General features: G+C 50.8%; 16 protein-coding genes. 9 read left to right on the forward strand and 7 right to left on the reverse strand.

The genetic code is table 11. The features are described 5' to 3' along the window. Nucleotides 1-76: 76 nt before the first annotated feature. The 5 genes from MYB54_RS11125 to MYB54_RS11145 form a co-directional block, all read right to left on the reverse strand. The gene (locus tag MYB54_RS11125) at nucleotides 77-556 is read right to left on the reverse strand and encodes a nuclear transport factor 2 family protein (protein WP_039511856.1); all 480 of its coding nucleotides are present in this window, start codon (nucleotides 554-556) and stop codon (nucleotides 77-79) included. Nucleotides 557-812: 256 nt separating this feature from the next. After that, nucleotides 813-3,275 (reverse strand): putative virulence factor, encoded by a 2,463-nt coding sequence (locus MYB54_RS11130; RefSeq protein WP_014915413.1) that lies wholly within the window; start codon nucleotides 3,273-3,275, stop codon nucleotides 813-815. Beyond that, nucleotides 3,272-6,259: a virulence factor SrfB gene (locus tag MYB54_RS11135; RefSeq protein ID WP_039286484.1), complete on the reverse strand. Its 2,988-nt coding sequence runs from the start codon at nucleotides 6,257-6,259 to the stop codon at nucleotides 3,272-3,274. Before MYB54_RS11135 ends, MYB54_RS11130 begins: the two co-directional genes overlap by 4 nt. Nucleotides 6,260-6,261: 2 nt before the next feature. Further along, nucleotides 6,262-7,674 carry an SrfA family protein gene (locus tag MYB54_RS11140; protein ID WP_248720779.1) on the reverse strand — a complete coding sequence of 471 codons (1,413 nt, stop codon included), beginning with the start codon at nucleotides 7,672-7,674 and terminating at the stop codon, nucleotides 6,262-6,264. A gap of 288 nt (nucleotides 7,675-7,962) precedes the next feature. Continuing rightward, nucleotides 7,963-8,652: an expansin EXLX1 family cellulose-binding protein gene (locus MYB54_RS11145; RefSeq protein WP_010275007.1), complete on the reverse strand. Its 690-nt coding sequence runs from the start codon at nucleotides 8,650-8,652 to the stop codon at nucleotides 7,963-7,965. A gap of 319 nt (nucleotides 8,653-8,971) precedes the next feature. Between MYB54_RS11145 and MYB54_RS11150 the strand changes: the two genes are divergently transcribed. From MYB54_RS11150 to MYB54_RS11180, 7 genes are all read left to right on the forward strand, one after another. Then, nucleotides 8,972-9,400, forward strand: a complete 429-nt coding sequence (locus MYB54_RS11150; protein ID WP_248720780.1) for an OsmC family protein — start codon at nucleotides 8,972-8,974, stop codon at nucleotides 9,398-9,400. Nucleotides 9,401-9,706: 306 nt separating this feature from the next. After that, nucleotides 9,707-10,102 carry a cytochrome b562 gene (locus MYB54_RS11155; RefSeq protein WP_248720781.1) on the forward strand — a complete coding sequence of 132 codons (396 nt, stop codon included), beginning with the start codon at nucleotides 9,707-9,709 and terminating at the stop codon, nucleotides 10,100-10,102. 104 nt (nucleotides 10,103-10,206) lie between these two features. Continuing rightward, complete coding sequence (locus MYB54_RS11160; RefSeq protein WP_248720782.1) at nucleotides 10,207-10,764, forward strand: TetR/AcrR family transcriptional regulator; 558 nt, start codon at nucleotides 10,207-10,209, stop codon at nucleotides 10,762-10,764. A 136-nt stretch (nucleotides 10,765-10,900) separates the two neighbouring features. After that, nucleotides 10,901-12,097, forward strand: a complete 1,197-nt coding sequence (locus MYB54_RS11165; RefSeq protein ID WP_248720783.1) for an MFS transporter — start codon at nucleotides 10,901-10,903, stop codon at nucleotides 12,095-12,097. Between the two features lie 136 nt (nucleotides 12,098-12,233). Then, nucleotides 12,234-12,734, forward strand: coding sequence for a GNAT family N-acetyltransferase (locus tag MYB54_RS11170; RefSeq protein WP_248720784.1), 501 nt, complete (start codon nucleotides 12,234-12,236; stop codon nucleotides 12,732-12,734). A gap of 156 nt (nucleotides 12,735-12,890) precedes the next feature. After that, a complete protein-coding gene (locus tag MYB54_RS11175; protein WP_100016896.1) occupies nucleotides 12,891-14,864 on the forward strand; it encodes a methyl-accepting chemotaxis protein in 1,974 nt (657 codons plus the stop codon). 221 nt (nucleotides 14,865-15,085) lie between these two features. Beyond that, nucleotides 15,086-15,934, forward strand: coding sequence for an HTH-type transcriptional regulator ArgP (locus MYB54_RS11180; RefSeq protein ID WP_014915404.1), 849 nt, complete (start codon nucleotides 15,086-15,088; stop codon nucleotides 15,932-15,934). A 41-nt stretch (nucleotides 15,935-15,975) separates the two neighbouring features. Here MYB54_RS11180 and MYB54_RS11185 read toward each other — a convergent pair whose 3' ends face one another. After that, on the reverse strand, nucleotides 15,976-16,242 hold the full coding sequence (locus tag MYB54_RS11185) for a YjbD family protein (protein ID WP_039314991.1): 267 nt from the start codon (nucleotides 16,240-16,242) through the stop codon (nucleotides 15,976-15,978). A 156-nt stretch (nucleotides 16,243-16,398) separates the two neighbouring features. On the opposite strand from MYB54_RS11185, the gene MYB54_RS11190 reads away from it, so the two are divergent. Together MYB54_RS11190 and MYB54_RS11195 are read left to right on the forward strand one after the other, a co-directional pair. Then, complete coding sequence (locus MYB54_RS11190; RefSeq protein WP_014915402.1) at nucleotides 16,399-16,734, forward strand: nuclear transport factor 2 family protein; 336 nt, start codon at nucleotides 16,399-16,401, stop codon at nucleotides 16,732-16,734. Between the two features lie 507 nt (nucleotides 16,735-17,241). Beyond that, nucleotides 17,242-17,481, forward strand: coding sequence for a hypothetical protein (locus tag MYB54_RS11195; RefSeq protein ID WP_014915401.1), 240 nt, complete (start codon nucleotides 17,242-17,244; stop codon nucleotides 17,479-17,481). 548 nt (nucleotides 17,482-18,029) lie between these two features. Here MYB54_RS11195 and MYB54_RS11200 read toward each other — a convergent pair. After that, complete coding sequence (locus MYB54_RS11200) at nucleotides 18,030-18,344, reverse strand: DUF1349 domain-containing protein (RefSeq protein WP_248720785.1); 315 nt, start codon at nucleotides 18,342-18,344, stop codon at nucleotides 18,030-18,032.

An 18,344-nucleotide genomic window follows, 5' to 3' on the forward strand; every position in this document is an offset into this window, starting at 1 on the left:
TGAAAACCGTTGTACCTATAGGCACAACAAAACCCGCTGCGGTTGTGCCCATTACTACGTTCACGCTGCTGCTGTTTCATGACTGAATTCTTGATTTCAGGTAGCGAATAAGCGAACCAAGCAGGGGAACATGCTGATAAAGCATCTCGCCCATATCGTAATAGTCACGGTGGTAGATCACTTTGTTGTCGGCGAAGAGCAGGTGGCTACAGCCAGATAATGTCAGCGGTGCGTTACGCTTTAACGACGGGTGTGCATAGTGCATCGTCCAGAACATCATCGCACCGCCGCGGAAGGTATGGATATCGGTAATCTCTAACTGGCAATAACTCAGATGTTTCAGTGCATGGGAAAAGTAGCGATGTAACGCATTCAATCCATTGTGGCTGGAAACGGGATCGATAAAGTGAATATCCTGATGATAGATATCCCCCAGGTCGGTTAATCCCTCGCGTGTTAACGAACGATAAAACGTTTTTATTTTCAGTAGAATAGAGTCGTACTCACTACTTTCTAACGAAATGTCATCTTCCTCACTTGTTTGCTCTGTCATCATGATCACTCCTGTTAAGGTTGCCAATTTTCACGCAGGGAAAATGGCGTACAACCAGAGGGACGCCCATGCTTATTGATTGAAAGATATCAACTTAGGTATAGATTGAATCCACCGTTCGTCAATAAGATTTTTCAGAACGATAGGGGGCGGTAAAGGCACGTAGAGGGAAGGTATTACAGAGAAAAAGAAAACATGGCGTAAAATTTAGTGACAATGTCACGCCATGTTTCCTCGGGCGACAGCAATAGGCCGAATGTTATTTCTCAGCAGGCTTAATCAACGCCAGAATCGTGCCCAACTGCTCACGCTGTTCATCGCTGACTTCTCGCGCAGCGGAATAGCCCGCATTCTGGATGATCATTTCATTCAGGCCCACCAGCCAGTCATAGATATAAAATGCGGTATTGTTGGTCGGCGTGAGCGACAACTTGGTTAAGCGCTGTGAGGCACCAAAACTGACAGCCTGCTTTTCAGGTTTAGCGAAAATCTTATGACCACGATTAATGCGGCTGGCAGGGCGCAGGGATTCATCGAGCTGCTGGAAGCCGAGCCAGGCAACGAAGTCACCAAGAATGGTCAGCACGCGTGAAACCTGACGGTCAGCTTTATTCTCGCGGTTGATGCCCAACTGCTCGCCGTCGACCAGCATATCGACCAGTGCTTCTTCGATCCGCAAACGGATGCTGCCGGTAATCAATTCTTCAACCAGCATTTCGATCGTCGCTTTCGGCACGTTCAGCAAATCGAGAAGCGGGGCATTTTCCGGCAGGCCACGTAGATAGTTAACCCAGTAACGATAAACGCTGTGCGCGTAGTCTGCCTCATAGCCGTGATCGATTGTCAAAATCGGCGGTGCTGGCTGATCGATAGCGATCGGTTCATCAGCGAACAGATCGATTTCGATCCCGACACCAAATGGATCGCTATGCGCTGACGGGGCGGAAAGGTCTTCGGCATCAGCGTGGAAACCGCCATAGTTTGCCCCTTTCTGCTGCAGGTACAGGCGGCGCAGCTCATCACGCGAAGGCAGCAACCGTTCCAGCAGTTCACCGTGCACGCCGGTGCGGGTCTGGAGCGATTTGAGCAAAGTCTCTGCAATGCGTTGTTTTTCCGCCGGATCGTCAACATCAACGGGCAGATACCAATTACCCAGCAGGTTATCGCTGAGTTCTCGTTGAAGTTCGCTAAGCTGTTCGCTGATGCGCCCCAGTTTTACATCCCGGTGAACTTCCGCACCCAGCCACGTTGCCATCCGCGCCACGCCGCGTTTATCCATCGCCAGCATGGTTCCCCAGGCGTCACCCGGATTACCGACATAGCGCTGTACCGCGGCATCATAGTTTTGCCCGTGCGTAATACGGCGATCGTGACGGGTGACCGCCCAAATCAGCCCCGGCTTACGGTGGCTACGAACCTGTGCGTTTTCGCCTTGCGTCTGTTTAACCCAGTGGTCCAGCGCCTTGCCGACCACTTTAACGTCAGCGCGGTTGCCCGCGGCGCTGCATACCATCAGTACGTTCATTTCCTGATTATCGGTATAGCGCTCCAGCAAATAGGCGCGTTTCGCTCGCAATAGCGTGTGCGCCAGTGGATGCTGTGTGCTTTGCTGTCTTGCTGGTGGCTCGTTCCGCGCCTCGCGGATCTCACCAAAGCCAGGGAAGTCCAGCACATCAACCTGCTCGAACAGCGCTTCTTTAGGCGGCAAGTGCAGCGGGATAAGCAGTTCTGCTGTCAGCATTGTTAATTCAGCCAGCGAAAGCTCTGTCGTTTTCCCCGCACGGCCATTCTGAACCGGCCGCACTAACACGCCGGGATCGTCGGCACTGTGCAAACGTTCCAGCGCCGAACCGTCTATCAGACCGTCTGCCGGATTTAACTCATCATCCACCAGTATCCGCAGCGGCGCTAACAGCTTGCGCGTACCGGACAGGTGTTGCAGCGTGTGGCTGAAATGACGATATGCGGTGGTCAGTGAATTCAGCTCGCCCCACAGTACGGAGAAGAGCTGGGCGCGATCGTCAACGGTGAGGTAAGGCGCTAATTCAATCGCAACCGGCCAGAAGTGGGCTTCCAGCTGTTTTTGCCGTTTAACATCGTGACGCGCGAGATAGTCCCAGAGTTCGACGACTTCATCGCGGCTCATCCCCTCAACGGGTTCTGGCTGACGGTGCATCAACAGCGTTTTAATGTGTTCGGCAATATGGCGCTCGTCCAGTTCTTCAAACGTGGTCTCTTGATTGAGATCGTTCAAAAACGCGTTGGCCATGATCTTACCGATATCCAGTTCGCTGAGCAGTTGCAGCTGAACGGGAAATGATTTGTTCTTCACGCCCGACTGTCGGCTAAAGCGCGTGACGAGGGCGGTTGCGCGGTCGGACGGATTAATGTGATCGATAAAATCCAGCTGTTGCCCTTCAAAAGCGGTTTCCAGCTTGCCGTTTTCGCCTCCGGCCAGCGACGCGATCAGGTAAGATTTTCCCGCCTGAGACAGGCCAAAAAAGCCGATGGCGATCTCTTTCTGCGCCACGTCGGACAGGTGTTGCGCTTTATTGTGATTACGGCGCAGTTTGACGATCAGACGGTCGGCTTCGATATCCAGACGCGGGGCGTTCTGGCGTGTGCTTTCAACCCAGTCGATGGCCTGTTCAACACCTTGCGCGACGGCCTGTAGCTGGCCGTGAAGTCGGGTAGAGAGCTGTTTTGGCGTTAATCGTTTCATTTTTTAAATACACTCCCACTATCGATCCAATAATGGGTCGCACCTGAGCCGTTAGCGGATAATGTGTTCAATTTGAGTCGTAAATGCTGTGGTGGAACGCGGGTGCCGTCTTCCAGCACCGCATCGGCAATCTCAAAGCGTTCGGGGCTGTCTTGATCGTCGCCTTTCGTTACGGCCAGTCGGACACGCAGCTTACTGTCGCCGACGACCTTACGCGCCAAATCCTGATCGACGATTGAGAGCATATAAAGTGAGGACGCAGGCCAGCGCTCGTTGTCCAATTGGCGGAAGCCGAGGCAGAGTGAGCCACGCACCTGGAAACTGAGTGTCGGGTCAAGCTCGAAATCCGGCGCATCCAGATCGATATCGCTGTAGTAAACGTTATCCAGCGTCAGTGCATTGCTGCTGTCCATCATGCCGAGGTAGCGCACCGTAGAATAAGGCTGGAAATCACCGACCTTAAAGTAAAAGCCCGGCAGGCGCAGATCGAGCGCCAGCAGGCACAGCATCGCGCCGACGGCGGCGGTGGATTTCGGGTTATCGATGCGCCCACGTTTGTTAAACGGATACCAGTCATTGGTGTGATAGCCATCCAGCGACAGCATCCGATTAATCGGCAGCGGCTGCAGGTGGCGGAACAGTGCCTGAATCCCCGGGAAGCGCGAAGGGCGACCGGTCAGCAGCAGCACATCGCACGAATACAGCGATACCACTTCAGACATCAGGCGCAGATTCTGCGTGATGTTCATCTTGTTAGACAGGAATTCGCCGTGCAGCTTGCTCAGTTTGAGAATCAGCGGCACCTGCAAAATATCGAAGACCTTGTCGCTGACTGGCAGCTCGCGTTGCACTTCTGTATTGATGTATTCCAGCACTTTTTCCGTTGGCGCCTGTTCCAGCAATTCGCCGAAGGTAGATTCGATCTCGGCGCTGGTGTCCAGCGGATCAAAGCGCTCATAGGCTTCCAGAATCGCGCGGCCGATCGGGATGAAGACCTGCAACGTCACCTGCTGGCGCAGCGTGAGCTGTGCGTCCATACGACCTTCATTGCCAAACAGCTTCGCCATCAGCGCATCCGGGCTGGCCATTCCGGCGGTTTTCAGCGCAGCCTGTAGCGCGGGGAGGATATAAAGCTGAATCACATCCAGCAGAATATCGTCGCCAGCGACCTTAAAGCCTTCACGGAACAGCAGGCGGGGAATGATTTTAACGTTGTTACCGACGCCGTCATCGAGCAGATATTGCGTAATGGCGAGGTCGGTGGTGCCGCCGCCGATGTCGATTGAGGCAATGCGCAGCGTTTTGCCAGCGGGTTCGCCCTCATCGAGTTCTTTATCGGGGCGCGCCATACTGGCGAAGAAATCTTCCGCACGGCCACCAAAGTTCACCTGCGCTTCGTTATACAGGTAAACCATCTGTCCGCAGGTGGCCTCGTCCCACTCGATTTGCACGTCAGGCACTGGAACCCGGCTCTGCTGCTTGTCGGCTGGCGTGGTGAAATCCTCATCCATCGGATGCCAGTCCATCGCTTTCCAGACCAGCGCGATGGCTTCATGCATACGGCGACGGAAAATTTCACGCTCGGGTTTCGGCATCGCGGAAGGTAGCGTCAGAATAATATTTCGCAACTGGCGCGGCGCGCTGCTGTGGATCATCTTCAAGCGCTGAGCGGCGCTGTTCATCTGCATCAGCGCCTGTGCCAGCAATTCGGAGAGCATGAATGTCATGATCGAACTGCGGCTGTAGTGCGGTGAAAACACCGGTAAACGCTCTTCCAGCGGCTGGTTGTAGAGCGGCTGACCTTCATCATTCAGCATGATAGTCAACGGCATGGCTGTCGCTAACGGTTCGGTCTGCGAATGCGCGTCGGTCTGGCTGAAACGCCAGCCTGGCGCATAGCTTTCTTCGTCCCACAGATAGCGGCGCGGGCTGGAAATACCGCTCGATCCTTCCGTTCCCTGACGCAGCAGCGCCATGTGGCTGGCTTCGCGTCCGACACGGGTGATTGAGGGCCAGATAAAGGCGTCATCACGACCGCTTTCTACCGAGAAGTTTTCTTTACCGAACTTTGCCTGCGAGAACTCTACGCGGCTCTCGAACAGTTCGTTGTACAGATAATGTGGCTCACTCAGATCGCGCAATTGCAGCTCATAGGTCTGCTTCAGACCGTTGCTTTCGTCTGCATGATCCTCAACCAGAATGCCGCAGGTATGCGAGTTACCGACGTCCAAAATCAGGTCAACGTTGACCGCCGGTTCCTGCAGCGTGCTGGTATTGATGCGGATTTCCGGTATTTCGAGTTGATTTCCCAGCATATCCAACACATTCAGGTAATGTGCCTGATATTCAAACCCTCTGAGCGCCACTTTTACATCGTGGCTATCGCGGTTTTCCAGCGCTTTAACCCGCTGAGTAAAGACTTCGCGCAGCCAGCCGTCGACCCAGGTTTCATCAAGGAATTCACCCAGTTCGTCGCTGTGATAAGCCAGCGCGAAACTCCCGCCAGTTTTGATGTCATTGGCATTAGGTGCCAGCGACTCGTACTCGTGGCCTTCCGGATAAGTTTTGGTATCGAACGCCAGACAAATACGGTGCGTATTGCCGTCCTGGTCGGGCTTATCTAACGCAAGAATTTGCATTCGCGCCCAGTTATCCGGACCGCCCATGAAGGTGCGCGGTGGATTAAAACGGAAGAAGGGCAACGGCAGCCAGATGTTCTCCAGCAGCTTCAGCGATTGCTCAAGCGAAATACTCAGCTCAGGCTTCACTACCTCCGGCGGCATCCCGGTGGCAGAAGGCAGCAGGAATTTGTCCGAGTGTTCATCGTACAGCAGGTGAAGCAGAGGGCCGTTGGCACTTTTACGCACATAGCGGTTAGGCTGCTCAGCTGAAAACTGCGGCTTTAAGGCAAAATCCAAAAACTGAATTCCGCTGTCCTGAATCAACGTAATGCGTTGTTTATAATCGGTAATCGTCGCCAGCATGATTATTTACTCTCGCGCTTTATCGTCATCGGGAAAACGGTGTCTGCGTCGTAACGACCGATACACTCCGCAGCGGCGCCGGAAGCGCCTTGTTTACAGACCAGTTCAGGCATTTGGAAACGAGAATTATCGGAACAGCGGGCACCGGAACGGCTGTTGATGATCAGATTGCCAGAGCTCATTAATCCTGCCTCAACGTTAGCGCGACACGTGACACCGTCACCATGAGTGATACGTGCCGTACCTTTTCCATTTTGAATCTGGTAGCGCAGGCTAGGCGGCCTGCCGGTAATCGGCGCTTTGCCATCAACAATGACGCGCCAGTTGCCGTTCAGGAATTTGATGGAGCCGATTTTCACTGCATCGGCTGGCATGACGAGATCGTCTTTGCCCGCAGGAATCGCTGGCACTTGCTCAACAACGGGCTCAACTGGCGGTGCAACAGGTTCTTTTGGTTCCGTGGCCGCAGGAGTTTCCGGTTTGACCGCTTCTGCTACAGGTGCAGCAACAACCGGTGCCGTAGCGACTGATGGCTCAGCGGCTTTCACGATCTCTTTTTCTGCGACAGGTGGAACAGGTGTGCTTTCTTGCTGCGGCGCAGGTTCAGCCGGAGTAGAAGATGGCAGGGCGCGTTTTTCTGGTTTGACCGTCGCGGCTAAATCGGATGCTGGCTTGTCGTCTTGCCCTGACACGCAGCCACGTATCTGCAATGACAAAATCGCTAACAGCGCGGTGGCAGGTAACAGCCACCACAGGCGGAAAAATGGCGGGCGAGCTGGTGCCGCTGCGGCGACGGCTGGCGCGGGTTCGACGGCTTCCGGTGGGCTGACCGGCTGTGGCTCAGGTTCAGGCTCGGAAACAGGTTCAACCAGCGGCAGTGTGGGTGTGCTTGCTGCGGGGACGGGTGCAACAAAAAGCGGTTCCGCTTCCTTGATGACAGGTCGCAGGCAGTCTAACGCATCAAGACGAGATTTTTTATCGAGATTGACGAAGCCCCAGAACGTTAAGACGGGCTTGCCATCAACCAGATAGACGTGGTTCGCGCCAGGGAACTGTATCGCTTTTGCCAGCAGGACACCGAAAAGTTTTTGCCCGGCTTTTTCTGCATTTTGCGCACGCTGGCTGATGTCGGCAACCGCAGCTTGATAGGTTTCCAGTAACGCCAGCGCCTTTTCTCGTTCTTCTTCGCTTGCGGCAATCCAGGAGGTGACTTTACCGTCAACCGGCGAATACCAGTCAATGCGGTCGCCATGCTCGTTGGGTTGGGGAATCGCCAGGCAATCGGCAATCTGCTGTTGTTTTCTGAGACGTAACGTTTCCCGCAATTGAAGTGCTGATGCGTAAACTGGCTGCCCGTTCTCACCCAGCGCCAGAAAATCATCCAAACTTCCACTACGTAAAAATAATTTTGCCACGCAAAAGAGACCTTTTTTAATGATGCCTAAAGCAGAAAATAGAGTGTAATCTGCGACAGGGTATACTGTAGTGCGAATGATGGCGAATCAAACGCTTAAAGAAGTGATAAAACTAACAAATATTTGAGCAATAGAAAAAGTGGGAAACGGGAAGTGTACGCACGTGCAGCTGACCACGTCCAGATAATATGATGAAAACGCTGATAAAAACGATGCATTCTCTTTCAGTAGTGATTTGCGGAAACGAGGGACGCTGCGCGACGTCAGCCTCCCTCAAGGTCGTGAGAATTAAAGCTGGACGTTACCCGTGATCAGGTAAGCGGATGAGGTGCTTTGTGACATCGGCGGCAGCGTATCGCTGAGGACATTACCTTTTACGTCGGTAAATTCAATGGGAATATCGTTCATTCCAACGTGCTCAACAATAAAGTGGTTATAATCGGTTTTCTGTGCAGCAATCCATTGGTTATTGCGCATATATTTCATTTCAATAACGGGATATTTTACATTCCTGAATTGCACCGCTGCCCAATAAGGATTTGAACCTTCCTTTATACGATAAATAACGTTGCCATTTACTGGCGCTTCGATCAACGTCCAGTCGATATTAATTTTCCCATCTCGTAGATCGCCTATTTTCTCAAAAGCGTTAAACGATAAATCCAGTGCACAATCGCCACCTTCGGGATAGAGGTCAGTGACATAAACCACCGTACTACCTTTTGGGCCATTTACTTTCAGGTAGGCCCCAGCCAGCGATGCCTTCACGCCACGGTAATCCAGTTGGTTCCGGTTTAACGCCGTGATCTCCATGTTCTGCGGGATCGGATCCAGCAAAAGGGCACCGCCCTGATAGCCAGAGCCTGTTGCGGTGGCGTAGCCGTAACAGATGTCGTCCAACTCCCACTGGGCGTGAGCGGTATTAATTAGGGGAATAACGCATAATGCAGACAAGGCTAATGAGGTTATTTTATTCATGTTTCACATCCAATATGATTCAAGATTAATAACATAGGTGAGTGGTAAAAATAAAAGCGCCAAAACGGAAATCCATTTTTTGGCACGCGAATAATCGGCCTTTTGTATAAATAGGTAAATCGGTTTTATCTTAAAAGAGTAAAGCAGTGAATATATCACCGGGTTTATATCTATAGAGTGAAATGATTATATGAATAAATAATCGATTTGGATTTATTCAGAATGTGTTCTACGGTTTAAAGGGTAGAACGACAGCATTATTTCGCGCCAACGCGGATTGCTGCCAATGGCTAATCTAGAACGATGAAGAGGAGACTGTATGACCATTCATAAGAAAGGGCAAGCGCATTGGGAAGGTGATATCAAGCAAGGAAAAGGCACCATCTCAACGGAAAGTGGTGCATTGCAACAACAACCTTACGGCTTCAATACCCGTTTTGAAGGCAAGCCCGGCACGAACCCGGAAGAGCTGATTGGCGCGGCCCATGCGGCCTGTTTCTCTATGGCGCTATCGCTGATGTTAAGCGAAGAAGGACATAAACCTGAGTCGATCGATACCACGGCGGATGTGTCGCTGGATAAAGTTGATGGCGGGTTCGCCATCACTAAAATCGCACTGCACAGTACGGTGAAATTGCCGGGTATTGATGAAGCGACGTTTGATAGCATCATCCAAAAAGCGAAAGCGGGCTGCCCGGTGTCCAAAGTGCTCAAGGCCGAGATTACGCTGGCCTATCAGTTGAATTAAGTGCGAGTAGTTGGACTAAGAACACGCTGCTGAGCCAGGTTGTTCCGATAAAACTTGTGTTGATAAAAAGGCTTACCGGCGTCGTGCTGGTAAGCCTTTTTACATTTATACAATTAAAAACAACGAAACGATTAAAAATAATTTAACATCTTTACGATAATAACCATAAAATTAGCATTGTCATCGCTGCGTGATACGGGCTATGGCGTAGGACGCAATATAACAAGAGCAATATTGGGCTGGCCGGTTTGTGGCGGTCAGATTCTCTGAGTATGTCGTGCTGTGGAACACAAGCGAGAGTTCAAGATGAATAAAATGACCAAGATCTGTTTTTCTGTGCTGTTGGCCGGTAGTTTGCTGACCCCTGTTTTGGCAAACGCCAGCACGTCGGAAGACATGCGTGGTATGCAGAAAAGTTATACCGCCGCCACTAAAGCGGATGATGCCGTTGCGCTGAAAACCGCGCTGAGCACATTCCGTGAGCACGTCGAGCACGCTAAAACGCAGGTGCCGCCTGATTTCGCCAAACAGCCTGCCGATGGCCCAGACAGAAAAGCCTATGTGGAAGGTCTGGATAAGATTTTGCAAAAAGTGGACAGCGCACAGGCTCTGGCGGATGCCGGTAAATTGAGCGAAGCCAAAGCGGTATTAGCTGAAATCAACACATTGAAAGGCGAATACCACAGTAAATTGAGAGGTTAAGCCGCTTTTCGTTTACCATAAGCCGCCAGTGGGATCGCACTCACTGGCGGTTTTTTTATTATAAACGTTATGACAGTCAGAATTGCCAGCTAAGGGGAAACAGGATGACGTCACCACCATCACACGATGCAACGCATGATGGCAAAGATACACAAAGCAGAATTCTTGAAGCTGCGTTGGAAGTCATACTGGATCACGGCGTGAGAGGGGCAACCTACCGAAAAATAGCGCAGCAGGCCGGATTGTCTCCGGGGACGCTAACCTACCGCTACAGCAGTATCGAATTGCTGTTGAGCAGCGCGTTCATCTATATGGTCGATGGTATCTCACATGCATTCCGTGTCCGCCTCAAGCAGGCAAAGGATATCGACAGCGCGCGTGAAGCCGTGGTTGACCTGATCTGTGGAGACATCTGGGCAACGCCGCGTCACCTGACGTTAAGTTTTGAACTGTACGCGCTGGCATCGCGAAAAGAAGAGTATCGGCTGATATTGCAGGAGTGGATGACGCGCAGCAGAAAATCGCTTCACCTCCATTTCAGCATTGCAACCGCGTGTTCACTGGATGCGGTGATTGAAGGATATACGATCCATAACTATCTCAATAATGAAGCTGTCAGCCGTGAAGACATCCTCAATACGGTAATCAAACTGACCTCCTGATTTCGCCTGGCGCGATCTTGTCAGGCATTTCCGATTAAAAAAAGAACCTAATGAAACAGATGCAAAACGGTGTATATTCGTGCGATAGTTATTCGTACATATGTACGAAACCATTTAAATAAAGACGACGAGAGCTATGACCACAAAACCCGCTATCAATAAATTTGCACTGTTCGGGCTGATGTTCATTCCCGGTTTTACGTGGGCAACCTGGGTGACCCGAACCCCTGTGATGCGTGACGTTCTGAATGCCTCAACGGAAACGATGGGCATGATTCTGTTTGGTTTTTCATGTGGTTCCATGCTCGGCGTATTGGGGGCAGGTAAAGTCATTAATGTCCTCGGCATCCGTAAAACCATGGCCGGAGGATTCCTACTGCTGCTTCTTGGGCTACTTATGCTTGCTGCGTCGCTTTCGATTCAAAGCACGCCCAGCGCCTTTATGGGATTGTTGATTTTCGGCGCGGGCGTCGGCCTGGTTGATATTGCTATCAACATTGAAGGGGCGGCGTTTGAACAGCATCTGAATAAAAGCCTGATGACCACGCTGCACGGTTTTTTTAGTCTGGGAACGCTGGTCGGCGCGCTGACAGGGATGGCGATGACGGCGTTCGGCATCAATACTACGCTGCATTTTGTGGTGGCTGTAGCACTGTCGATACTTACCGCGATTGTGCTGATGCGCCAAATGCCGTGGCTGAGCGATTTGGCGCGTTCTGAGCAAGAGGAAAAGGGCGACTACAAGACGCAGGTCTTCAATGAGCTTAAAGACAGCCGTTTGCTGATTCTTGGCGTGGTTATTCTTGCGATGGCGCTTGCCGAAGGTTCTGCCAACGACTGGTTGCCACTATTGATGATCGATGGTCACAACTTTGGTCACACGTCGGGGACGCTGGTTTATGTCGGCTTCACTGCCGGTATGACGCTAGGGCGCTTTGCCGGCGGGTACTTTGTCGATCGCTTCGGTAAGGTCAATATGCTCCGTTTCAGCGCCGCTTCCGCCGCACTTGGGCTGACGCTGGTCATTTTCTCTAATGCGCCGCTGTTGGCCGCCGCTGCGGTTATCTTCTGGGGTATCGGTGCATCGCTGGGGTTCCCGCTCACCATTTCTGCCGCAGGAAGCGGAGAAAACAGTGCCGTTCGCGTCACGATTGCGGCAACGCTGGGCTACTTTGCTTTCCTCGTCGGCCCGCCTGCTCTGGGCTTCCTTGGCGAGGTCGCGGGGTTACGCATCGCCATGCTGCCGGTACTTGTCATGGTGATTTTGGCATTTATCTGTTCGTCTTCCGCCCGTGAACGTGCCACCAGAACGGCATCTGACACCCCATACTGACGTTTCTGTGCGGTTCCGTTTCGTGTTACCGGAACCGCGCAATCTGTTCCACGCTATTGATTACGTTGATTATAAGTGATGTGATAAATCACGGTTGCGAGACTGGCCGTTACTCTTAACTGGGAAAGTGAACACAATGGTAAATATAACGGATATGGCTGAGAGGGGTTACCCCGAATATCGCCAGTTTTTTATTCTTGAATATGCTCAGGATCTACAAGAATCCCGGGGATATGACGCGGAAAAGGCGAGGGCGATCGCCACGCAATCGATCGATATTGCGCTACCGCAGGGCGTTCACACGAGAGCTAATAAGTTATGGTGCATTCATTCCTCAGATAATTCAGGCGTCATCATTGGCTACTTGTGGGTAGTTCTGAAAGAACACGCAGCCTGGGTCTCTGATTTTTGCCTTCTGCCCGCGTGGCGGGGCCGTGGTTTCGGTAAAGCCTCGCTTGCCGCGATGGACATCGCGCTCACGGCATTAGGTATTGGCGAAATCGGGCTAAGAGTGGCTGCACATAATCCGGTTGCCAAGACGTTATATGAAAAAAATGGCTTCCAAATCACCGGTTTTAACATGCACAAAAACCTGGAGCCGAACCCTCATCAGACCGCCATTAACCCGATGAAATAGGGCAAGTACACCTCAACGACCACAGGCCCCCAATGTCACCATTTTGTTTACATCTGTGTAACTAAAGTTCAAAAAAAAGACGCCGATAAACAAATAGTAGGAGCTCATTGCAACGGAATGTTGATTACGATAAGTATCAACTCTAGGGGAGCCATAATGGCCAAACAATTAATACAAAAAAAAACAATGAGTACCCGCGCTCAAGTGCTGCTAACTGGCGCATTAACTATCGCACTCGGTTTCGCTGTCACCATAGGGGTGCTCAGCTGGCAGTCTAGTAAAGAACAAAAATCTCTGGCCGAGCGCTATTTACAGCAGATAGCCCAAAGCGAAGCATTAAGAATTCAACAGGAACTCAACTACGCCCGGGATGTGGCGCATAACCTCGGACAAGGGCTGGCTGCGTTGCCCGCTGCAGGCATTAAAGACCGCGCAGTGGTCGATAAAATGATGGAATATGCCCTGAGGGATAACCCAGAATACCTCTCGATTTCAGTCATTTTTGAAGAGAATGTGTTTGACGGTCGTGACGCCGAGTTTGCCGATCAGCCGGGTCAGGCACCTAAAGGCCGCTACGCCTGGTTTGTCGACCGCGATCAGGCTGGCAATTACAAGATGCACCCTCTGCAGTCCTACCTGACTCCCGGCCAGGGCGATTACTACCTGTTGCCGCAAAAGAGCCAGAAAGATACGCTCATCGAACCCTACTCCTATGCTTACAACGGCGTACCTACGCTACTGACGTCAGTCGCCGCACCGATTGTCAGCCAGGGTAAACTGTGGGGCGTCGTTACGTCAGACATCTCCCTTGCGTCATTACAGCAAAAAGTTAACCAGATTAAGCCTTGGGAAGGCGGCGGCTACGCGATGCTGCTATCCAGTGAGAGTAAAGTCATCTCTTATCCGGATAAATCCCAGACGAGCAAAGCCTGGCAAGGGCCGACGGACAACTTCACGTCCTCAGTGGTACAACACGACGATGCCATTTTGGGTGAAGAAGCGCTGGTTACCTGGCAACCCATTGCTATCGGCAACAGCACAGATAAATGGCATTTGGCCATTGTTGTCCCTGTGAGCCAGGTGATGGCGGCGTCTGAACGTCAGTTAATGAATGCCGTCATCATGATGGTGATCAGTATCCTGTTGGTGAGCGCGCTGCTGGGCTGGGTATTCAGCCGTAAAGTGCTTAAACCACTGGGTGGCGAACCACGCGAAGCGGCCACCATTGCGCTGGCTGTTGCAGAAGGTCGACTGAGTAATGTGATTGACGTGCAACCCAACGATCGTAACAGCCTATTCTTCGCGCTGAGTACGATGCAGTCACAGCTGCGTCAGGTGGTCGGACAGATCAAAGACGCCAGTGATTCCGTGCGACAAGGCGCGGCGGAAATAGCCAGCGGTAACCTCAACCTGGCATCGCGTACGGAGCAGCAGGCTGCTGCGCTGGAACAAACCGCGGCGAGTATGGAGGAGATCACCGCTACGGTGAAACACAATGCCAACAATGCTCATCAGGCCACGACGCTGACAGAGAATGCCACGAAGATTGCTCAGCGCGGCGAATCGCTGGTCAGTCAGGTGGTTCAGACGATGGCGCAGATTGATGAGAGTGCGAAGAAGATTGGCGATATTACCGCCATGATTAACAGCATCGCTTTCCAGACCAACATTCTGGCGCTGAACGCCGCGGTAGAAGCGGCGAGAGCGGGCGAGCAGGGAAGAGGATTCGCCGTTGTGGCATCGGAAGTTCGCAGCCTGGCACAGCGCAGCGCCAGCGCGGTGAAAGAGATTGCCGCACTGATTGAGGAATCCAGCCAGCGCGTTGAAAGCGGCGTTAAACTGGTGAACGATGCCGGTAAAACCATGCAGGATATGACACACGCCGTCAGCTCGGTACAAAGTATCATCGGTGAGATTGTCACGGCATCGGATGAGCAGGCGAAAGGCATTAGCCAGGTCACGATTGCCGTCAATGAAATGGATGGCGTCACGCAGCAAAACTCCGCGCTGGTACAGCAAATGTCGGCTGCCGCTAGTTCGCTGGAAGATCAGTCCATGTCGTTAGCGCAGGCGATAGAGCATTTTCGTTTAGAACAGCAGCACGTGTCACCTCGTGCGTTGTTAAAATAAAAGTGACACCGTCACTCGGCAGCCTAACGGTTGCTGGGTGACATCTTCAATCCTTCCGTAATTTTTGCTCCACATCCCCCTGAGTTTTCTTCAACATCGCATATGGCATTCGTCACGTTGTGAAAGTTGTATCGAACCTTTAATTAAGGCAAATTAAATCATCCTGATATTGTTAAGAAAAAATAACCATGCACCTGAATTACCCCTGTTTGAGAGCGTTCATGGAGATTGTCCGTAGCGGCAGCTTTGAAATTGCGGCTCGTAAACTCCACGTCACACCGTCTGCTATCAGCCAGCGTATCAAGCAGTTAGAAGATCAGCTTGGTCAGGTACTGATCGTAAGGGGCAATCCGTGTCGGGCAACGCTGACAGGGCAAGCGTTACTTCGACATGCAGAACAGATAGATATGTTGGAGAGTGAGCTTTTCAGCACGCTTGAAATGCCGGCCAGACAGAGTCTTTCAGTGGCTGTGAATGCGGATTCAATAGACGGATGGTTTCTGGATGCGATGGACGATGCCTGTCACCAATCCAGTATTTTGCTCGATATCCTCGTCGAGGATCAGGAGCACTCGGCAACCTTGCTGCGTGAAGGTCGCGTCATGGCGGCAGTTAGCGCTAGCCCGGAACCGATTCAAGGCTGTGGCGTAGAATATTTAGGAACGATGCGTTACCGCGCGTATTGCTCACAGATTTTTCACGAGACGTACTTTGCGGATGGCATCAATGCGGACAGTTTGCAAAAAGCGCCGCTCCTGATATTTAACAATAAGGACAGATTACAGTCTTTATTTATAGCATCGTTGGTTCCGGCAACGATTAAACCGCCGCAGCAATTCGTTCCTTCAACGGCGGCTTTTGTCGGTGCCATTCTCAGAGGGCTAGGGTGGGGGATGATCCCAGAACATATGGCATCATCTCATACGGAAAAAGGCGAATTAGTACCGTTTCAAGCCGGAAATCCTATCGATATTCGTCTGTACTGGCACCGTTGGAATATCCGTTCTGCATCGCTGGAAGCGTTAAGCCAGAGCGTGCGAACTGCGGCTGTTCGGCATCTTTTTCGGTAAATAGCGTCAAGCCTGGGACACCGCGACCATTGACGTAAATGCTAGCGGCGGCCCCGTAGGTTTGTACTGGCTGACCATTCATATGTTGCTGAGGAATCAGGTTTAAACTTATTTTTCTTCTTCTCAGCCTTCGCCTGTTTTGCTACGGTTTCACGTTCCTTCATAAGCTTATCGATGTAATCATCTTTAATATGATTACTCTCAGAATTGGTCAGCGTGCGGCCCTGTTTTTTTCGTGCCTGATCGAGTAACGTCTTAAGCTGACGTTGTTCACTTTCGGTCATGTCTTTCTGAGTCAATCTTTGCATGGGAATGAACCTGATAAGCGGGCTGGAAAGTACATTGTAGAGGAAAACGCTCTGAGGCCCAGATAAATCGTACCGCGAGCCTTCCTGATTTCTTGATAATTGGCACACAAATTATTTATTCAGACACAGTAGAAAAACACATAGTAGGGAGAAAACATGTCACCAGAATCGGCCGTAGCGGCACAGTTTAAGGCTTATAACGAACATGATATCGATGCATTCGTGTCATGTTTTGCACCTGATTTCAAAGCGTACCGTATGCCAGCAGAAACGCCGTCGATGGTAGGAAAAGAAGCGCTGAGAGAATTTTACGTGAATAACCGATTCAACAACCCAAAACTGAGAGCAGAATTGGTATCTCGTACCGTGTTAGGCAATAAGGTATTTGACCATGAATTGATACATGGGCTTGCGGCAGAACCTATAGAAAGTGTTGCCGTCTTTGAGGTAGATAACGGGCTTATTAATACAGCTTGGTTTTTCTTTTCTTAGTAAATTCAATGTAGCCAATATACTTCTGAAGTAAGTTCTTATTTCGATATCTGACAAAAATCGGCAGGGGTGTAATCCTGTCGATGTGAGCGACTAATTAACATCACAGAAGTGCCAATTATTAAGCAAGTCTGTTACTTCTAACTCGTTTGCTAGAAATGGCTATGCTGTGGGGTTTGCCGCTGAGTTCAGTTGTTAATTTTTCGACTGACAGTGCTGAATTCAAAAATGCCGCACGTTTGTTGCGGCGTGGAAAATTGCTGCCTGACTAGAATGGAGAATCCCCAGCACGTAAGCATAGTGAATAACTTAACCATTATATGGATAAAGCATTGCGTTGATAAAAAAGGAAATTATATTCCCTGGTTTATTTTTTGCTTTGTGGCTGATTCGGCGCGGCAGCGTTTCTCCTTGGCGGATTACATAATGTTTTTTGCCTTGAGATCTTCAAACTAATCCCCATATCTTTAGCGCGGGATTATCCGCATTTTTCTCTGGAGGAATCAAATGACATTTAGCGATCATAAAGCAATCAACTTTACCGACCCTAGTCCTCATGAAATGGAACACATCCTTTATTATCAATTGGATAAAAGGGCTACTCAGGATAATTTTGACATCCTTAAACTCATTGGTGATGACTATAAATCAGACAATGATGTGACCATCATCACTGATCGTCCGAAGTTTTATGAGTATGCGAAGGGGCATTATCTCTACGACACAATGGAAGATATGAAGTCATAATGACCAAATGACAGAGGCGGGAACTGGCGTTCCCGCCATTCCGTTATTTGTTCGCATAATTTACGACTCGTTATGTTGAAAAGGCCGCTGTGAAAATCTCTCCCGCAGTGGCCTCTTTAGCATAACGTCAGGATGATAACTGATGCCAGAAAAAGTGTTTTGCGGATGTGGGGATTTGCTCAGTTGAACGGCCAGTTCCTGCGTTAACCTCTACAGGTTCGCATAATGTATATTATGTTAAATGTCCTGTAATGGTAAATAAATTCATAAGCCACATCCACGTTGCGATAAATCTACAGGTTCTACGCCCCTATAATATGAATCCTGTATTAACCTGGGATCCAAAATATCCGTTTATCTGTCCTACTGCGAAGGCCACGCTAGACCTTGCGGTAAAATCTCAACTTCTCAACTTGCCCACGTCGTACTTTGATCTTACCCGTGTAATGTGGAACACGACGCTAAGCGAGGGGCTGATTTTCAAACTGTTCCGGGCAGATACCGCCACAGTGCGCCATCTGCAGCGCATCACACGCCAGCTGTGCCTACTATGAAAGGTCGTGAAGTTCCCTATCGAGCGGAGGAGTCAATAAAATGTCGGTAAACTCGGCGCTTAAACCCTTTCTTTTAGGAGAACAGCACATCACACCAATGAATTTTTTCCCTGCCCCCGGCCATCTGCACAACCTGAGCAGAGGCCAATTTTCCCCGTCAATCGAATATTGGATGCGTATGACGTCGCTTTTAGATGTGACCCTCATCCAAAAGTCGCCTGGATTTCCCGGAAAAACCCCCGTCGACCAGTCAGAGTTATTGTCAGTAACAACGCATCCGATGATAGACAAGGGCCTCTTTTCTGACAC

This window comes from Pectobacterium nicotianae (genome assembly GCF_023272715.1).
Taxonomy (GTDB): Bacteria; Pseudomonadota; Gammaproteobacteria; order Enterobacterales; family Enterobacteriaceae; genus Pectobacterium; species Pectobacterium brasiliense.

Coding starts and splice junctions, on each gene's coding strand:
- MYB54_RS11125 (WP_039511856.1), bottom strand. CDS start 556: ATGATGACAGAGCAAACAAGTGAGGAAGATGACATTTCGTTAGAAAGT.
- MYB54_RS11130 (WP_014915413.1), bottom strand. CDS start 3,275: ATGAAACGATTAACGCCAAAACAGCTCTCTACCCGACTTCACGGCCAG.
- MYB54_RS11135 (WP_039286484.1), bottom strand. CDS start 6,259: ATGCTGGCGACGATTACCGATTATAAACAACGCATTACGTTGATTCAG.
- MYB54_RS11145 (WP_010275007.1), bottom strand. CDS start 8,652: ATGAATAAAATAACCTCATTAGCCTTGTCTGCATTATGCGTTATTCCC.
- MYB54_RS11150 (WP_248720780.1), top strand. CDS start 8,972: ATGACCATTCATAAGAAAGGGCAAGCGCATTGGGAAGGTGATATCAAG.
- MYB54_RS11155 (WP_248720781.1), top strand. CDS start 9,707: ATGAATAAAATGACCAAGATCTGTTTTTCTGTGCTGTTGGCCGGTAGT.
- MYB54_RS11160 (WP_248720782.1), top strand. CDS start 10,207: ATGACGTCACCACCATCACACGATGCAACGCATGATGGCAAAGATACA.
- MYB54_RS11165 (WP_248720783.1), top strand. CDS start 10,901: ATGACCACAAAACCCGCTATCAATAAATTTGCACTGTTCGGGCTGATG.
- MYB54_RS11170 (WP_248720784.1), top strand. CDS start 12,234: ATGGTAAATATAACGGATATGGCTGAGAGGGGTTACCCCGAATATCGC.
- MYB54_RS11175 (WP_100016896.1), top strand. CDS start 12,891: ATGGCCAAACAATTAATACAAAAAAAAACAATGAGTACCCGCGCTCAA.
- MYB54_RS11180 (WP_014915404.1), top strand. CDS start 15,086: ATGGAGATTGTCCGTAGCGGCAGCTTTGAAATTGCGGCTCGTAAACTC.
- MYB54_RS11185 (WP_039314991.1), bottom strand. CDS start 16,242: ATGCAAAGATTGACTCAGAAAGACATGACCGAAAGTGAACAACGTCAG.
- MYB54_RS11190 (WP_014915402.1), top strand. CDS start 16,399: ATGTCACCAGAATCGGCCGTAGCGGCACAGTTTAAGGCTTATAACGAA.
- MYB54_RS11195 (WP_014915401.1), top strand. CDS start 17,242: ATGACATTTAGCGATCATAAAGCAATCAACTTTACCGACCCTAGTCCT.